General features: G+C 38.3%; 14 protein-coding genes. All 14 read right to left on the minus strand.

The window, feature by feature from the left end; all coding sequences use genetic code 11:
- Positions 1–2 precede the first annotated feature (2 nt).
- The 14 genes from ACVBJC_RS10335 to ACVBJC_RS10400 all read right to left on the minus strand — a co-directional run bounded on the left by ACVBJC_RS10335 (position 3) and on the right by ACVBJC_RS10400 (position 16,465).
- Positions 3–947 (minus strand): glycosyltransferase family 52, encoded by a 945-nt coding sequence (locus ACVBJC_RS10335; RefSeq protein ID WP_447162305.1) that lies wholly within the window; start codon positions 945–947, stop codon positions 3–5.
- 32 nt (positions 948–979) lie between these two features.
- A complete protein-coding gene (locus ACVBJC_RS10340; RefSeq protein WP_447162306.1) occupies positions 980–2,005 on the minus strand; it encodes an EpsG family protein in 1,026 nt (341 codons plus the stop codon).
- Positions 2,002–2,901 (minus strand): glycosyltransferase family 2 protein, encoded by a 900-nt coding sequence (locus tag ACVBJC_RS10345; protein ID WP_447162307.1) that lies wholly within the window; start codon positions 2,899–2,901, stop codon positions 2,002–2,004. The genes ACVBJC_RS10340 and ACVBJC_RS10345 overlap by 4 nt, the downstream gene beginning before the upstream one ends.
- Before the next feature lie 45 nt (positions 2,902–2,946).
- Positions 2,947–4,215: an O81 family O-antigen flippase gene (locus ACVBJC_RS10350; RefSeq protein ID WP_447162308.1), complete on the minus strand. Its 1,269-nt coding sequence runs from the start codon at positions 4,213–4,215 to the stop codon at positions 2,947–2,949.
- A gap of 302 nt (positions 4,216–4,517) precedes the next feature.
- The gene (locus ACVBJC_RS10355; RefSeq protein WP_447162309.1) at positions 4,518–5,207 is read right to left on the minus strand and encodes an acylneuraminate cytidylyltransferase family protein; all 690 of its coding nucleotides are present in this window, start codon (positions 5,205–5,207) and stop codon (positions 4,518–4,520) included.
- Between the two features lie 3 nt (positions 5,208–5,210).
- A complete protein-coding gene (locus ACVBJC_RS10360) occupies positions 5,211–6,266 on the minus strand; it encodes a nucleotidyltransferase family protein (RefSeq protein ID WP_447162310.1) in 1,056 nt (351 codons plus the stop codon).
- 3 nt (positions 6,267–6,269) lie between these two features.
- Positions 6,270–6,926, minus strand: coding sequence for an acetyltransferase (locus ACVBJC_RS10365; protein ID WP_447162311.1), 657 nt, complete (start codon positions 6,924–6,926; stop codon positions 6,270–6,272).
- Positions 6,919–7,992, minus strand: coding sequence for an N-acetylneuraminate synthase (gene neuB / locus ACVBJC_RS10370; RefSeq protein ID WP_447162312.1), 1,074 nt, complete (start codon positions 7,990–7,992; stop codon positions 6,919–6,921). The genes ACVBJC_RS10365 and neuB overlap by 8 nt, the downstream gene beginning before the upstream one ends.
- A 7-nt stretch (positions 7,993–7,999) precedes the next feature.
- Entirely contained in the window at positions 8,000–9,169 is a 1,170-nt protein-coding gene (neuC, locus tag ACVBJC_RS10375; RefSeq protein WP_447162313.1) for a UDP-N-acetylglucosamine 2-epimerase, read from the minus strand.
- A 62-nt stretch (positions 9,170–9,231) separates the two neighbouring features.
- Positions 9,232–10,377, minus strand: coding sequence for a LegC family aminotransferase (locus ACVBJC_RS10380; protein WP_447162314.1), 1,146 nt, complete (start codon positions 10,375–10,377; stop codon positions 9,232–9,234).
- Between the two features lie 66 nt (positions 10,378–10,443).
- Positions 10,444–11,634, minus strand: coding sequence for a UDP-N-acetylglucosamine 4,6-dehydratase (locus ACVBJC_RS10385; protein WP_447162315.1), 1,191 nt, complete (start codon positions 11,632–11,634; stop codon positions 10,444–10,446).
- A gap of 209 nt (positions 11,635–11,843) precedes the next feature.
- The gene (locus ACVBJC_RS10390) at positions 11,844–12,821 is read right to left on the minus strand and encodes a Wzz/FepE/Etk N-terminal domain-containing protein (RefSeq protein WP_447162316.1); all 978 of its coding nucleotides are present in this window, start codon (positions 12,819–12,821) and stop codon (positions 11,844–11,846) included.
- Positions 12,822–13,008: 187 nt separating this feature from the next.
- Entirely contained in the window at positions 13,009–13,386 is a 378-nt protein-coding gene (locus ACVBJC_RS10395) for a four helix bundle protein (protein ID WP_447162317.1), read from the minus strand.
- A gap of 283 nt (positions 13,387–13,669) precedes the next feature.
- On the minus strand, positions 13,670–16,465 hold the full coding sequence (locus ACVBJC_RS10400) for an SLBB domain-containing protein (protein WP_447162318.1): 2,796 nt from the start codon (positions 16,463–16,465) through the stop codon (positions 13,670–13,672).
- Positions 16,466–17,704 lie beyond the last annotated feature (1,239 nt).

The following is a 17,704-nucleotide window of genomic DNA, read 5'->3' on the forward strand; positions in this document are numbered from 1 at the left end:
TACTAAACTCCTGGAATTAAATGTTCTGAAGGAATAAAACCTACTCTATTCATCAAAGCCTTATTAACACTTGTTCCTACAACAAATCTTTCACTAGCATCAAACGAGTAGATTGAAGTGGAGTAAATAGTATATACATACTTTACATCACTAGAGTTTAGGCATAGTAACTCTGATGGAAAAAAAGAATCAATTATAAAAACACCTGGAAATAAACATGAGTAATCAGTCATCTCTCTTGGGTGAGGCTTTAAACACACATGAACATGCTCCCTTTTTTCACACATTTTAGACGAGGCCTTTGACAATATAGATTTATAAATCTCAATCTTTTCCGCTTCACTTATCAAAGAATACTCACTTAAAGGTTGCGTCAAGATCAAAATATCACACTTATTATTTAAAAAACTAAAGCCGAACAAATTATTCACTTTATTTCTTTTTTCAGGTGTCAAAGCATTCCAACACTCTTTTATATTAACCATTTTAACTTTATGCGAAATACTTTTTGGCAAAGGCTTTAAACCAGTCAGAATGATAGATCGCACATTAAGACTTGAGCCTGGAATCCGGTTAGGTATTAGAAGAGATGCTAGACCGCGACGATTCGATTTTGAGTAATTTAAAAGACCATCTTCAATCAATACCATTTCCTTTCTAAACATAAAAGAATAAAGCAAATGATCTTGACCATACAACTTAAATTTATTAGAACTAAAAACTAAGCCTCTAAAAAAAGATGAAAACATTAACTTTATAAAAATATGAAAATAACCAACCCACCCCCCTTTAATATAGACGCAATTATCAAGATTACCTCTAATTTTTACAGGTATACCATCAGAAACGACGAAAGTGGTATCATCTAGATTTTCATTAAAAACAACTGAATACAAAAACAAACTATAAACGCTATTTACAACAAGAATATTCTTCTTAGCAATCATGACTATGATAAACCCTTTTCTTAAAAAACAAATTAAATCTTATTAGTAAAAATAGTTTTATATTCGAAATTATTCCTATTCATATCAGTTTGAAAGAAAAAAACAAGAACAAACATAATAAGAAAAGGAATAATCTTTTGCTTAAATCTTAAAGCAATCAATGGAAAAGCTATTGTCACAAACATAGTAAAATAAGCAGAAACTCTCATCAATAGCAAATCGCCGCCCGAAAAAATATAAATCACACCACCGAAAAACAATAAATTACGAATAAAGTTGCTAGGTACCAATAGAACACAGAATATTACTAGTAAAATCCTAAATACGTACCCCAAACCTATTTCTGTAGTTTGCGAGGCAAAGCCAGTAGCCAGATACTTTACAGAGTAAAATGGAATAAATTCCAGGAAAAAGTGAAGAAGGTTACCAAATAATCCAGTAAAACTTATACCCAAAAAAATAAATAATATCGAGCCTAACAAAACACCATTAGTCTTTACTTTATATACAAAATAAAAAGGTAAAACCAACAAAAAACTGGCATGAGAGACAAAACCAAAACAAACACACGCAAACCAGGACTTATACTTACCTTCCAAGAAAAATGTATAGCTAAAAAAGAATATTGAAATAGCTAAAAATTGCCTAACTCTATCCAATGAATCAAAATAAAATCCAAAGCAAATAAAAACCATCAGCGCAATAAGTATACTGCATTCCTTAGACCAGCGATTTAAAATCAACCCATAAGTCACAAAGAAATACGTTGCTAGTACGTAAAAAAAGGTATTATCTACCCCACTAAATAAAAGTGTTAATTTAGAAAGAAACCAGTAATCAAGCTGGACTGATTCTCCATACTTAAGCACTGAATTAACAGCTTCAACATACGCCATGTAGTCTGGCCCAACATCAAACCTCACGACACTAACAACAAAAACAATTATCCATGACAAAAAAAACATAACTGGTTTTGAGTGCTTAAATTGCTTTGTGTAAATTAAAAATAAGGGTGCTACAGAGCAAAACAAAAACAAATTATATATAACTTGATTCATGACTTAAATTTACTAATTAATCTAGCCAACTTAAAATACATTTTTGGGTAGAATGAGTATAAAACCCTTTTACACCCTAAATACCTTATATCATAAACCTTCATTTTTTTAAAATCAGTCAAAGACAAACCGTTATCGAATTCATACTCATTTATAAGTTTGCAAACGTGATTTAAATAGTGAAAGGTAAAAGCAGGGTTAATAATTTCAGAGCTCTTATACTTATTGTAAATAATAAAAAGGCTTTCTAACTTCTTTTCATTTAAAGTTTTCATTATACCATTTGGAGAAACCCTGTAATAATAGCCAACAATACCGACATGTTTCAAAACGCAAGCTTTTGAGTACAATTTATGGACCAACTCTAAATCTTCGTAATATAATCCGGGAACAAATCTACAATCTTCAAACAAGTGTCTCTTATAGACACGAAATGGAGCACACCAAACATTTTGTAAAAACGTGCGTTTCAAAACTGGCAGGTTTACATCAATATGAACTGACGAGTAAATAACTCTTTCACTGAGTTCATGGCTAAAAGTAGCGTAATCATATGAGATAATATCATAAATTCCGTCGTCCATTAAATTAATTATTTGCCCAAAATCATGCGAAATCAAATCATCACTATCAACAAATATGACATACTCACCACTGGCTATATCTAGACCATGATTCCTTGCCATGGATAACCCTTGATTTTTCTGTTGAATTATTTTAAATAAAGTCGGAAATTCTTCTGAATAATGTTTGGCGATATAATAGGAGTCATCAGTTGAGCCATCATCAACAATAATACATTCTGAAAACTCATTCAAATGAGGAACTATACTATCAAGACACTCCGTCAAAACTGATTCCACATTGAACATCGGAACAATAAAACTGTATTTCATACATTTCCCTTCCACAGAAAAATAACATAGAGACAACTGCTTTTATCACAAAGACTTATAAACCAACCCATTGAACTTTCTAATTGTAAGAATAAACACACCTAAAATCGAAATTATTGGAAGAACGAAATATTCAAAACCAAACCTAATTGATAGATAGAAACAAAACGGCGTTAAAATTGAGTTAATAAACTGAATGAACACAAAAAGCTCTACTTTGTAGCAGCGAGTGTAACTATCCATCAATGATACATTATGCGCAACCATGAAAAATACAAACATAATAATCATGTTTTCTACGTCCAAAGTTTTGTCAAAGAAATAAAACCCCGGAAATACTAGCATCAACATAATATAAACAAAGTAACCAACAAAAAGCACTACGTTGGACAAGATTGAGTATAATTTAAAGATATCAAATGCTTCTGACTGCTTGCTATTTGAAATCAAATTTGAAAATATAGTAATTTGTGAAACAATTACAGAACCAGCGATTCCTACACCAGCCCTTGCCAGAGCTATAGATAAGCCAATAGCCCCCGCGATACTTGGGCCAAGATAATTAAAAGCAATTATATTAAAACCATTCCAATAAAAATAACCCATAAACCATACAAGCCCGGTTTTCTTTAGCAATGGGTATAGTTTTTTAAACACCACTTTAAAATTATAGTCACTATAATCAAATTCAAAAGATTGCAACTTATTGAAATGAAAAACTATAACGAACACTACAGCCCCAACGAACTGAGATATAGCAATAGAAATAAGACCAAACTGCGAGTAAAGACACAACCATAACGCAAAAGTGGTAAATAACTGCGTAACAATCTCAAACAAATTCAACTTAATCTGAAATTGCATTCCTTCGAGGTATATTTTCTTGGGCATTACTAATAAATTCAATGCCGATGATAATAGAACTGCGTACCAAGCAAACTCCCATTTAACATCGCCACTATACTCTGAAAAGTTAATTTCACCGGCAAAAAAACCTAGCAGTACAAATAAGATGGCCAACAGAAAGTACCAACAATATGAAAATGCATAAAGTGATGAAACATTCCTCCTATTTTCATCAGTAAACATTTTACTCTCGGGCACTTCTGAAGCGTAAAAATGCTTTATAACTCCCCCCATTCCGATTTCAAGTAACTGTTTCATTGCAATGAGAGTAAAGAAAATGTAATAAAAACCTAGCTCTTCTGAATCGAGAGTTTTAGCTATTATCAACATCGTAAATGGGCCGGTAAATAGTTTCAAACCTGTAGAAACCAAACCTAAAAATGCTATATTTTTGCTTTTATATCCCACTCATTTATACCTTAGATTTAAATTTCACAATAGTCTTTATTACAGCAATGGAGTTAATACTGCTTGATTTAATCTAAAAGATTCAGATTTATAATTTTTGCTAATGAAACCGACAAGTAACTGTACCAAATCTGTTTATTTAAAAAATTGAAAGAAACGTAAGCAATAATCATCTCATGAGAAACTATAATGTTAATAGATAAAAACTTGTTGCACTTAATTTTCACTTTATCAAAAATTAAACGAGTCATATTTTTAAATAATATACTCGTCAAATAATTATAATAACAACTAGAAAGCGATTATTGGTTAAGCATCAAAACTTTAGCCAACTCAAAATCCAATGAGGTATCAATATCAAGGGATGACTCATTATTCATTCTGTATGCGTAAGAGTCACTCCTGTAAGACATTTTGTTATTAATTAGCAACTTCGCTACGTCAAATACATATAAAGCACCATTCAATCTATAGAATTTTTCCAATTCTTGAGATCGTTTATTTGCATCTGGTAGCAAAAAATCTCCCAATGAATCATTTTCAGGAATTGTATTTGCCCACAAGGGAGGATGCTCACATGGCGTTACAGATACGACAGAGAATGCTTTTTTTGTACTAAATAAATCCAATGCCTCATCTATATGTTTCTCGTTTCTAAATGGTGAGGTAGGCTGTAACAAAATAACTATATCTGCTTGTTTTCCAAATTTTTTCAGTGTGTAAAAAACAACGCTTTCAGTTGTGGCCGAATCATTTGATAATGCGCTAGGCCTTAATTCAGGGACCTTTGCTCCAGATTTAACAGCTACATCAGCAATTTCCTGATCATCTGTACTAACAATAACTTCATCAATATATTTACTATTTTTAGCGGCTTCAATAGTCCATGAAATTAATGGTTTGCCGGATAATGGAAGAATATTCTTCCTTGGTAGTCTTTTACTGCCACCTCTTGCCGGAATAATCGCAAGAATTTTCTTATTTTCAAACACTAGTTATATACCTAAAGTTAAAATATCTACTTGAGCTCTTTTAAAATCATCCATACGACCAATATCTAGCCAATACTCATGAATTGGAAACATAAGTACATTTTCATGTTCATGCATGTGCTGTTCAAGTAATGTGGGCATATCTATACGCTGATTCTTTGGCACTGATTTAACCACTTTGGGTGACACAACATAAATACCAGCATTAACGAAAAAACGTTGAGTTGGTTTTTCTACCATGCTGATTATCTTATTCCCATCGCCATTTACCACACCGTAAGGGATCTGATAATCATATTCACGAACACACATAGTCGCAGCAGCTTTATTTTCATTATGGAACTTTAAAAGAAGTTCGAAATCTACCTTGGTTAATACATCACCATTGATCATTATTAATGGTAAATCCTGTGGCAAATTATCCGGCAATAAGCCAATCGCGCCTCCTGTTCCAAGTGGACTATCCTCATGAACATAAGAAATATTCACCCCAAACTCCAAACCAGTTCCAAAATGCTGTTGAATTTGCTCTGGCATGTAATGAGTAGATATATAGAAATTTACAAAACCAGCTTTAATAAAACTACGTATAAGAGTCTCTAAAATTGGTTTGTCACCAATTTTGAGCATTGGTTTTGGACAATTATCTGTTAACGGCTTTAATCGAGTACCAAACCCTCCAGCCATGATAAACACTGGATTTTCATACGTATTTTCATCACTAAGCTGCCTTAACGTTTCTAAGCCAACAACACTCTCCCCTTTGACCAACGGTATAGCTAATATGCTCTTCTGCTGCATTATATTAACTAGGTCTGTTCGAGGAGTTCCTATAGCTGCTGTAATAGGCAGTCTGTTCATTACTTTTTCTACAGGTGCATCTAAAGGTATACTATTTAGAATCCCTCTTCTTATATCGCCGTCGGTAACAACCCCCTTAAGGCTGTTATTATCTTCAACAACTAATGCAACTTGTAACGCTTCTTTATCTATTACTTTTAACGCATCAAGTATCGTGGTTTGTGGGGAGATCAGAACATTAGTCCAAGAGTAACTCATAACTTACCTTTGTATAAAATGGATTGTTGATTGACTAGGGTAATAAATATAGTTGGTAGCAAGATTCTTAGTCACTAGCGCACCAGAACCTACTATAGCTCTAGGTTCAATTTCAATATTTTGAATAATTGTCGCGCCAGCACCAATGAAAACATCATTCCCAGTGCTTACCTGCCCGCATAATGTTGCTCTAGGAGCAATATGGTTATAGGTTCCGACCTTGCAATCGTGCTCAAGTATTACTCCGCTATTAATCACTGAATGCTCACTGATAGATACTCCAGCTTGAATTATTGCACCCGCGAAAATCTGAACACCTGATTCAATAGTTGAAAATGGGGAAACTTGCGCACTATTAGCAATAACGGTTTCAAATTTATAACCAAGAGAGAGGTAATATTGATTAAGCTTTCGTTTTAAATCAGATCTAGGAAGCATTCCTATGCCGTTAACTAACAATACATCTTTAGTTGAAAAGCGTAATACATCATCATCTTCTTTAAAGTGTTCAATATCTGAAAAAACTTTCCGTTCACTAATGTTATCAGGACTGATGACGGCTAAAATCTCACGATTTTGTAAACGTAAAATATCGACTAAAACACTGGCATGGCCCCCACCACCAATAACTACGATCGGCTTTAACTTAGCGTTATTCAACGAGCAAATCCCCAGCCATAAAATCAGTGCTAGCAGACTTATTCAGCAATTCCCAATAACGATACGGCGACAGTCCTGAACCTGGGCGTTTAATTGTTACATTATCAACGGTAAACAGGTCACCAGCTCTGATATCTCTTGATGCAATTAAACTCTTACGAGCCACTGCTTTATTTTTAACCTCTGAAACAGTTGGACTCTTAACTCCTACCCCCAAAGCGACTTCAACTTGACGGATAGCCGTAACCATTGCAGCAAGTTCTAATGGGTCTAACGATGCTTTATGGTCTGGCCCTTCCATATTTTTATCTAGAGTAAAGTGTTTTTCAATCAACACAGCACCTCGAGCTACCGCTGCTATTGGAATAGTGATACCTTGGCTGTGATCAGAGTATCCTGCTGGTAATTCAAAAGCGCGAGCTAATGTATCCATCGCCTTAAGATTAATTTCAGCCATTGGTGCCGGATATTCAGTGGTGCAATGTAGAACAGTGACTTTCTGTTTTAAAGCTTTTTGCCCTAGTTTCGACGCATATGCTTGCTGAAAAGCTAGCTCGCAGGGTTCCGCTTTAGAATCGGCAGTGTAACCAAATGCGATAACACCTAATACGGCCTCAACCTCAGATAAAGAAGCCATTCCTGTAGATACAATCAAATCACAACCAGTACGAGCATGCTCTAAAACCAATGGTGCATTTGTAATTTCACCTGATGGAATTTTTAGCCGAGTTAAACTTAAATCGTTAACCAAAAAGTCTAGGCTTTCTGAATCGAACGCCGTAGATAGAAACTCAATCCCCAAAGATTCACAATGCTTAACTAGTTGATGATGAACCTCAAAAGAAAGCTCTAAACGGCTTAACATTGCAAGTTGAGACTCTTCTTTTTGGGTATTTGTGACTTGATAGTCTGCCTGTTTTGCTTCAGCTGTAACAAGGTTTTTAGCTTTAAAGGTTTGAAACTTAACTATATCAGCACCTGCCTGGTGAGCAGCATCTACTAATTCAAATGCAAGTTTTTCATTGCCGTTATGGTTTACACCGGCTTCCGCTATGATTAAAGTCATTATAGTCTCACTGTATATCGTTAAATTTTAAATCGTAAAACACTTTACTTGCATCAAATTTTAGAGACTTGATCATCTCAATCACTTGAGCGCTAGCGTCACCTTGTCCATATGGATTATCAATAACCTCATCTTTATCTTTATAGCTGCGACTTATAGCAACACTAATTGCATTTGAAATTGCAGTATGGTTAGGTTCTGTGTTTAAAACACTTTTTGCAGCTAAGCGACCCTTTTGACGAACACCAATGTTGACAGTTGGCACATCAAATGAGGGAACTTCAATAATCCCGCTTGAAGAGTTCCCTATAACCGCAGATGCATGCATTATCGAACTTAAATAACGGACTTGACCTAAAGATGGAATAGCTAAAACTCGTTGAGGATTACTTCGTGCGTACTCTTCTAGTATCGGAATAATACGGCGCCCACCATCATCAGCATTTGGATATGTAAGAATAACTTGAAGCTCAGGGAAGTAATCTAAAGCATCTAATAAAGCTTGGAAGCTCACTTCAGGTGCTTCGTCAGCTAACGTAACGGGATGATAAGTTACGACAACAAAGGGCTTGTTAAGCTTGAATCCTAAAGATTCTGACAGCTGTTCTACTGTCAGAAATGTCGCGCGCTTTAAATGATCTAATCCTATTGCACCGACGGTAGTAACACGGTTAGGCTCTTCTCCGAGTTGAATAACACGTTGGCGATATTCTTCAGTTGACGTGCCATGCAAATAACTTAATTTGGTGATGGCATGACGGATTGCATCATCATAAGCACCTTCGGTTATCTCACCACCATGCAAATGAACAATAGGTATACGCATAATCATTGCGGTTTGTGCGGCTGCTAAAGCTTCAAAACGGTCACCTAAAATCACCAATACATCTGGCTGTAAGCGAGCAAGTGCATCTGAAAAACCGAGTACGCCTAGTCCCATACTTTTCGCTGTGCCAACAGCAGAATCCGATGAAAGAAGGATCTCAATTTTTTCATCAATGACAAAGCCATCTTTTTCTATCTGCTGATAAGTTTCACCAAATTCTGGTGATAAGTGCATACCAGATACCAGCAGTTGCAAATGCAACTCAGGATCGCTTTGAATATCTTTCAAGAGCCAAAATAGTAAGCCGTATTCAGCTCTTGTACCCGTGAACACAGCTACTTTCTTATTCATTGATGACTTACTCGCTTCTTGCCTATCCATCGAGGTGGTTAACCTTACATCGTTATTCTTGACTAGAGTGAAATTGGGCTACTCGGTATGTTAACCAAATGCGCTTCAATATATTCAGATTGCGTTAAATCACCACGAGGCGCATCACAAAACATAGGTAGTCTATGCATTAATTGCCAAATTGGACGCGTCATGACACCTGCATCATTAGTCTTTTTCAACAATTCATCACGAGCTTGTGCTGATGGGCAAATTATCGCATTTAGCCAGTAATTTGATTGTGCATATTCAGGCTCCAATACAAATTGATAATCACTTTTCGCAAAAAACTCATTGTAGTCTTTAGCTAATGCCCTTTTTTGTACTAAATAGTTCTCTAATACTTCCATCTGAGCGCAACCTAATGCAGCGTTTAGGTTTGGCATGCGATAGTTAAAGCCTGCTTCATCATGATAAAACTCATAAGGATGAGGTACTTTTGCCGTAGTAGTCACATGTTTTGTTCTGGCACCAGAAGTAACGGTTTTACATAAAACCATCCCACCACCACCGGTAGTAATCACTTTATTACCGTTAAAACTGACAGCGCCAAAATCACCTAAAGTACCAGTGTGATTTCCTTTATAGAAAGAACCCAAACTTTCTGCGGCGTCCTCAACAAGTGCAATGTTCCATTTAAGACATACAGCAATAAGTTCATCCAATTCAACAGGGTGACCAAAAGTATGCATTGGCACAACTGCACGAATTGGCCTCTTTGTTGCTTTATGAATACAACCAGAGTCAGTCAATTGTGCGTGTTGCTCTAAAAACTCATCCATTGCTTTTGGACAAAGCCCTAAGCTAACAGGCGAAACATCAACGAAAATAGGCTCCGCTCCCATATGGTGCAAAGCATTGCATGTTGCAACAAAGGTTAGAGCTTGAGTTATTACAAAGTCATCGGGCTTAACACCTGCCATATAGAGTGCAGCATGAAGAGCAGCGGTCCCATTTACCGTCGCAACAGCTTTTGCAGTTCCAGTGTAGGATTCAATTTTCTGTTCAAACTGATCAACAAACTTTCCTACACTTGAAACAAAAGTACTTTGAATAGTTTCAAGAACATACTTTTGCTCATTGCCATTAAATGTTGGCGCATGTAGTGGAATAAATTCATTGGTTTGGTATATATCACGAACAAACTTAACTAACGAAGATTGGCTCATTTTAAACTCACAACTTTATATGTTCTTGTTTTCAATTCAAAATATCTATTACTGCGATAGGAAGTTCTACATTTTGCTATCGAGATATTTACCGGTTTCTTTGTGCCCAAAGTCTGGGATCATGCTAAAGAACAGCTTAACGATATCCTCTTTGTTCCATTCGCAATCAGCTTTCATTTGAGTAATTTTCTGTTCAAACAACTCTAATAACTCTTGCTGATAAAGCGGATCATTTTTAATAATACCTAAATTTGTAAAGCGCTCCATATCTAGTGTTTCTTTATCCGTAAAGAACTCTTCAAAGTCCTTTTCGCCTGTAGTATCACTTGATGTAAATAAGCATGGCCACTTCCCTTCTGCAGGTAGCGTTTTAACCTGCTCTCTAGCTTCATCTTCAGAAGCGCATAAATGTGGTTCAAATCCTAGTTGCTCTAGATACTTAACAGCAATATCTGCAAACGTGATCAGGTGTAGTGCTTCACTTAATTTAGGGAAGAAAATGTCACGATTTTCACCAAAGATACAGGACATTAAACATAATTCACCAGACTCTTGTGGAGTTACAAAATAACGCTTAATGTCATTAGGTGCGACAATTGGCTGCCCCTTCTGAATACGTTGGTTAAAGCCGTGCAAAAGTGAACCGTCAGAAAAAGCAACATTGGCAAAGCGAGCCGTTGAAATAGCAATCTGTTCACTTTTACGCATTAGGAACATCTCCATAATGCGCTTAGAAGCTCCCATCATGTTAACTGGGTTTGCAGCTTTATCTGTCGACACACAGAAGTACTTCTTAACACCACAGTCGATAGACTGCTGAATCGTTTTATCTGTGTTGAACACATTGACATCTATCATTCTCATCAACGTAAATGGGTCTTTTTCACTACGTACATGCTTAAGTGCTGATAAGTTCAACACATAATCATATTCACCATCAGCCTTAATAAACGCATCATATTCAATAGAACCGATATCTAAAGCAAAGGTCTGAAAATCACCATTGATGTAACCAAATGAACTGCGGATATCTCGAACCAACTCAACCATGTTGTTTTCACTAATATCAACAACATGTAGTTTCTGAGGATTCCGCTTAAAAATTTCTTTCGTTACGGCTTGGCCAATCGAGCCTGCACCACCTAAAACGAGGAACTTAGAACCTGATACAATGCGCTGTAACTCTTGGTCATGTTGATTAATATCGGATACAAATAGTTCTTTATCACGACCAATTAACGGCAATATATTGCTCATATACTTCGATTCCTAAATCATTTTAATTGAGTAATTACACTTTCCAATCTCAGCCTATAGAATTAGACTGAGACACTTTTAATCCATTTTGAGACCGTCGCTCTTATTTAAAAGTAAGCGCTATCCCTTGTAAGCCTTGGGTTTCGAGTTTTAAAGCAGACTCTAGAATGCTAGAGCGCTTCGCTGCTAGAAACTATAAGAGAAAGGCCCTAATCTTCTTTCTTAACGAAATGTCTTATTAAGACAATCATCACTGCTAGCATGCCGCCTAACATAGTACCAAGTACACATATTAGTGCTCGTTTAGGTCCTGCTTTTTCTTCTGGCACTAACGCTGGGTCAATGGTTTTAAATACGTATTCGTCGCGTACTTCAGCAAACATAATCGTTTTTGTTTGCTCTTCAATAAGCTGGTAAAGAATTGTACGAATGTCTGCCACGTTAGTTTTAGCGATTTGAGTTTCTAAAAACTCACTGCTGCGATTTGCTTCAGCAACATCACGCTCTTTCATCACCTTGTTAATATCTTGGATTAACCAAGTCACCCATTGCTGGGCAACGCTAGGTGATAGGTGCTCTACAGATATTGTCACCATACCAGTGTCTTTGGCTGAGTTAACCGCTATGACTTTTGAAAACACTTTAAATGCTTCTTGCATTGAAGGTTCAGGTTTGAATGGCGCTTTTACTTCACGTATCCAGGTTTTGGTTTGCGGGTTATACAGCTCGTCATCATATACAAGCGTATCATTTGCCATGTCCCACTCATCAGCAGCCATTAAGTCAGGCAAGATATTGTGGCTTTGGGTGAACTGACTCGCGAATTGGCGAGACTTCATTACTTCGATTGCCATTTGAGTTTTATCGACTCCGCCGCCACCGCCAAGGTTTATACCCGCCATACTTGCAAGGCCACCAAATTGGCCAGCTAATGCGCTCAGTCCACCATTTTGTTCTTCACTTGCTGGAGCTAATAAAGCTTCAGACTTGTAGGTGTTGGGTTGCATTAGGGCGAAAATAACAGCGCCAATGGCGAAGACAGCGGTAATGGCGATGATGAGCCATTTGCCTTGCCAGATGACTGAGAATAACTCGCGAAGATCGATTTCATCGTCGCTCGGATTATGAACGGAGTTCATATGCGGAAACTGTGCGTCTGTGTGATTTTGTTGTACTTGCTTATTCATTATATCAAGACTCTAGATTCTAGGACGCTTCGCGGATAGAGCGCTTCGCTTCTATAAAAGCAAAGTTTGCCACGGAGTATCTGATAAATTAATTTGTTAAAACTCTGGATTGATGATCCAAGGACGCTTCGCGGATAGAGCGCTACGCTGCTATAAAGGCAAGTGACAAAAAACCTTACCCTGTAAATTAGTCGATTTTGTAATCAGCGTTTTCTTCTTTGATCTGTGATTCCTTATTTTTAATAAGAGAACCTATGATTTTAGCTAGCTCTTTAGCTTCTTTTATCATATCCATCGAAGACTGCTTATTTAGGTAGCCGATTTCAATTCCAAGGTATAACTGGGTAACCAACTCTCCGAGTGAGCCTTTTGCATAATACAAGAAGCGTATTTTCTCTTTGTTGGTTTCTCGTTCTTCACCTTCGGCTATATTCGAAGGTACTGATAAACCTGAACGTGTAATTTGATCTTTAAAGCCCCAGTTTTGTACTGTTTCTGTGGCCTTGTATATTTCGCACGACAATCTTGAAGCTCTTTTCCAAACATCCAGTTGTTCGAATCTCATTTGAGTGACTCCTTCCGTGAAACAGAGCGCTGCGCTTCTAGGTCGTGACAGCGTCACGGCGAGAACGTCGCTTCGCTCCTTCTAGATTCTATAAAAGCAAAAGACAAGAGCGGCTCAACTTTTTGCTTTCAGCTTTTGACTTTATAGCAGGACGAAGTCCGTTCTAGCAGCGTAGCGTTCTAGCATCTAGATTCTCGGCGGTCCGTTCTAGCAGCGAAGCGATCTAGCCGTGAGCTTGCGAACGTTCTAGCAAGCCAACGGCGTTCTATGACCGCTTTGCGGTCTAAAGATTTGCGACTGTGGCGAATGCGACGGCGCTGTTGTAGATGATTTGGGTTACTTGCGACCAGAGTGTTAGGTTGTCTTTGTACTCGGTATCTAATGGCACAATGATAGTGTCGCCTGGTTGTAATGTTGATTCACTGCTAAACCACATTGAGCGCTTTGGTAACATTACTGAGCCGTCTGCCTTGATAACATAAGTTCTGTCATCATCCGCTCGCTCTCTTGCACCACCTGACATCGCTAGGTACTGGTCAATGGTTTGACCATCTTTGAATCTATGGGTCGCTGCGTGTTGTACTTCACCCATTACTGCAATGGTTTGCTTAGTCGATGGTACGTACAGTACGTCTTTATCTTCTAATTGCAGATCGGCTTGCTTAATACCGACTGAGATTGCTGATACGTCAACCACTAAACGACCTACGGCTTGAATTGTTTCCAAGTCTGTTAGCATCATTTGTGCGTCGCTGTAGTTAATTACGTTACCGTCTTTTGATACACCACGAGTAGCAACGTCACGCAGTAGTTGTTCTGCGAGCTTTTTAACTTCTAACTGCTCTTGCTGGCGTACAGACTCACGTACAAATACTGACGATGGTAAGTAGGCATATGGAGTAAAGCCACCCGCTCGCTTTAACACGTCTGCTAATGTCTCGCCGCGGCGGATATTATAAGTACCAGGGAATTTAACTTCACCGCGTATTTCAACAGACTTATTTTCTTGCCAATCAGGCGTTGTCATTACGGTTAAAATATCACGGCCTTTTAAAGCGATATTTTGCGCAGCGTCGCCTTGAAGCGCAGCTTCAAGCTCAACATTGGTATGTTTGATTGCAGAGCCATCAACCGTAGTGTAAGTACTGGTTAACTCAGCGCGTGGTGTGTAGGCACCTTCTTCTAAACCGCCGGCAGCTGTGACTAAGTCTTTGATACGAGCATTAACCGCTAATGGATAGACACCAGGGTTATTAACGCGGCCATTAATTGCTACTGCTTTTACGCCAGCGCCAGCTCGGCCTTGGCTATTTAGCTTCATGATGATTGGGTAAAGTAGCTCACCACGGTTCATCTCGCCACTTAACTTGATTAAGTCGCTATCTTCAAACAGGTTGACCAACATCTTGTTGACTTCACCTTTAACCGCTTTAGCGGTTGGATCTTCAGCTTCGCCCTGGCTATTAATGGCAACGCCACCAAGCTCTTTAATATCTGAGAACTTCTTTTGGCTAAGTTGTGAGAATCCAGCTTCAAATAGGTCGTTACCCAGTAGAGAGTTGCCTGATAATGACTGAACCTTTTGTACGCGCTCTTTAACTAGCTTATTTAGCTCATAACGGTTTTGGGTTAGGTCGCTAAAGTTAAAGAAAATCACTTTATCACGTGCTTGAAGTGGTAAGTCTTGCGAAAGCACTTTGCCATTAATGGCTTTTACTGGTGAGAATTGATAGACCTGAATATCACCTTGCTTATTAATTTCACGCACGATGATGGCGTATTCAAGATCGGCAGATACTGAGAGGTCACCCCAAATAGACGGTACTAAGTCGCTAATTTTTTGACCTTGATACCACTGATACTTACCCGGGCGAACCACTGCGCCAACTACCGTAATGGCATCTTCGTACTGAGTAGTAGCACTCTTAACGCGGATCACATCGCCTGCTAGGGCTTTTGTTGCCTTACCTTTATTTGATGTTAAATCGACATTTAAAATTGATTTAAGGCTATTAGCATTAAAACGCTCAACGCTGCTGCGTCTTGGGTAGGCACCAGGTTTAATGCCTGCGGCCATTTCGATTACTTGCGCCATGGTTTCATGCTTTTTAAGCTCATAGATAGCAGGGCGACGTACTTCACCGGTTACGCTAACTAGACCACCAACCGATGGAATGAATACCACATCACCTGAGCGTAAGTTAATGTCACCAGATGCATCACCGCGAAGCAGTAGATCGTACAAGTCCATGCTACCGACTAATTTGCCGTTACGCTTAACCTGGATATTACGTAAAGAACCAATCTCGTTGATACCACCGGCAACAAACAAAGCTTGGGTAATGGTTGATAAGCTTGAAACCGTGTATGAGCCTGGTTTGTATGCATCACCGGCCACAAAGATACGGATTGAGCGTAACTCGCCCATGGTGATGTTTGACTGAATACCAATCATCTGCTGGCTAATGCGACTCGTTAATGTTTCGCGCAGCTCACTAAAGCTTAAACCTGCAACTGAGATAGGACCAAGCTCAGGGAACTGGATAACCCCTTCACGATTGATAACAAGGTCGTACTCTTTATTGTCTTTACCAAAAAGCTGTACTTTGATGTTGTCACCAGGGCCTACAAGGTATTCACTTGGTACAGGCACATCTGATACTGGTGCAAACGTTGTTGGCTCACCTGCAAACAGGTCATAACCAAAGCGTTTCAACTCTTTTTTAGCTGCATCATCTTCAAATTTTAACTGCTCGTCTGATTTGTCATTTAGCGGCTTACCAAATGCATCAACCGGATTACCAAATTGATCAACTTGAATTAAATCACCATTTACATCGTACTGGGCACGAGGATTAACTAAGTTTGGATTTTCAAGTTGCGGTTGTGAGCTACTGCTACCCCCTAACATTGAAGGGTCGATACCATACTGCTGTGCTAAGCGTTGCTGCTCAGATGCTGGAAGATTTTTAAATTGCTCCATCATTTGTGGAGAAGGCGTGATAGCACTTGCCTGCCCTGACAGTAGTATCAGCGCTGACATACCAGCAATGATGAGTTTTTTAGTCTTGTTAAGCACCAGTAATCTCCGAGAGAGGTTAAAAATCTAATACGATAAGAGCTGAGACGAACGGCCTACGGCCTTACGGCACGTGACTGTTTGTATCGATTGAATGTCACAACAGAACGCTTCGCTTACGGTAAAAGCAAAGCTTAAAAAAACGGTTTATAGCTGAGACGGTAAAAGCAAAGACGATCCTAGGTTCTAGGTTTTAGGTTCTAGGTTCTAGAAAAATCAAAAGATTAAAGTTAAAGCGAACAGACTGAGTCACTTCTAGATTCAGCAAGTTATGTCTTGTAGGTTGGGCTTTAGCCCATCAAATACTTATACCATCTATAGAAGCGACGGCATAAATGCCGACCTACTTTTAAAGAAGGTCTAGGTTTATAAACAGTTTCTAGGTCCTAGGTTCTAGGTTCTAGGTTCTAGGAAAATCAAAAGATTAAAGCTAAAGCAAACAGACTGAGTCACTTCTAGATTCAGCAAGTTATGTTTTGTAGGTTGGGCTTTAGCCCATCAAATACTTATACCATCTATAGAAGCGACGGCATAAATGCCGACCTACTTTTAAAGAAGGTTCTAGGTTTGAAATAAAGATCCTAGGTTCTAGGTTCGAGGGAAATCATTAACATCTAAAGCTAAATGTTGTTTGCTGTTGATTTTGGTCTTTGGCTTTCCTAGCAGTGAGCTTGCGAACGCCCTAGTACCTAGTACCTAGAATCTATAAGTGAGCCTGCGAACGCCCTAGAACCTAGTACCTAGAATCTATAAGTGAGCTTGCGAACGCCCTAGAACCTAGCACCTTATCAGTTTTCAGACACGCTACCGACCCGCGTGGCGGCCAGAGGCCTTCGGCTATCGCTTAACGAATGAAACTATTCATTCGATGTCTTCAGACACGCTACCGCCCATGGATTGCGGCTTCCAACGTGCCCATCCGCTTGGCGGATATGTCTAATTTTTTGTTACTTTCAAATTTAACTTAAGGTAGGTTCAGCTCGTGCCTCTATCTTAAATCAACTTACTTTCTATCTTTCTCTTTCTCTTTCTCTTTGCTCTAACATAGTCATAGTTTCTGCAAACTTGGCCTTCAAAACAGAGTAAAGCAATTTGTTCTATACTAATGACTTCACTAACATGAGAGTTAGTCTTAAAACATCACTAACATGACAGCTAGCCTTACACGTTACTAAGACCAACTAATCGCGACAATCAGCCACTAGCCAGTGACTAATTAGTTACTAATTCATTAGTTAA

It is taken from the genome of Shewanella sp. 0m-6, assembly GCF_052977325.1.

Bases quoted from the DNA above. Each gene is read 5' to 3' on its own strand.
- ACVBJC_RS10385 (WP_447162315.1), bottom strand. From the start codon at position 11,634: ATGAGCAATATATTGCCGTTAATTGGTCGTGATAAAGAACTATTTGTA.
- ACVBJC_RS10380 (WP_447162314.1), bottom strand. From the start codon at position 10,377: ATGAGCCAATCTTCGTTAGTTAAGTTTGTTCGTGATATATACCAAACC.
- neuB (WP_447162312.1), bottom strand. From the start codon at position 7,992: ATGACTTTAATCATAGCGGAAGCCGGTGTAAACCATAACGGCAATGAA.
- neuC (WP_447162313.1), bottom strand. From the start codon at position 9,169: ATGAATAAGAAAGTAGCTGTGTTCACGGGTACAAGAGCTGAATACGGC.
- ACVBJC_RS10345 (WP_447162307.1), bottom strand. From the start codon at position 2,901: ATGAAATACAGTTTTATTGTTCCGATGTTCAATGTGGAATCAGTTTTG.
- ACVBJC_RS10340 (WP_447162306.1), bottom strand. From the start codon at position 2,005: ATGAATCAAGTTATATATAATTTGTTTTTGTTTTGCTCTGTAGCACCC.
- ACVBJC_RS10390 (WP_447162316.1), bottom strand. From the start codon at position 12,821: ATGAATAAGCAAGTACAACAAAATCACACAGACGCACAGTTTCCGCAT.
- ACVBJC_RS10335 (WP_447162305.1), bottom strand. From the start codon at position 947: ATGATTGCTAAGAAGAATATTCTTGTTGTAAATAGCGTTTATAGTTTG.
- ACVBJC_RS10360 (WP_447162310.1), bottom strand. From the start codon at position 6,266: ATGAGTTACTCTTGGACTAATGTTCTGATCTCCCCACAAACCACGATA.
- ACVBJC_RS10395 (WP_447162317.1), bottom strand. From the start codon at position 13,386: ATGAGATTCGAACAACTGGATGTTTGGAAAAGAGCTTCAAGATTGTCG.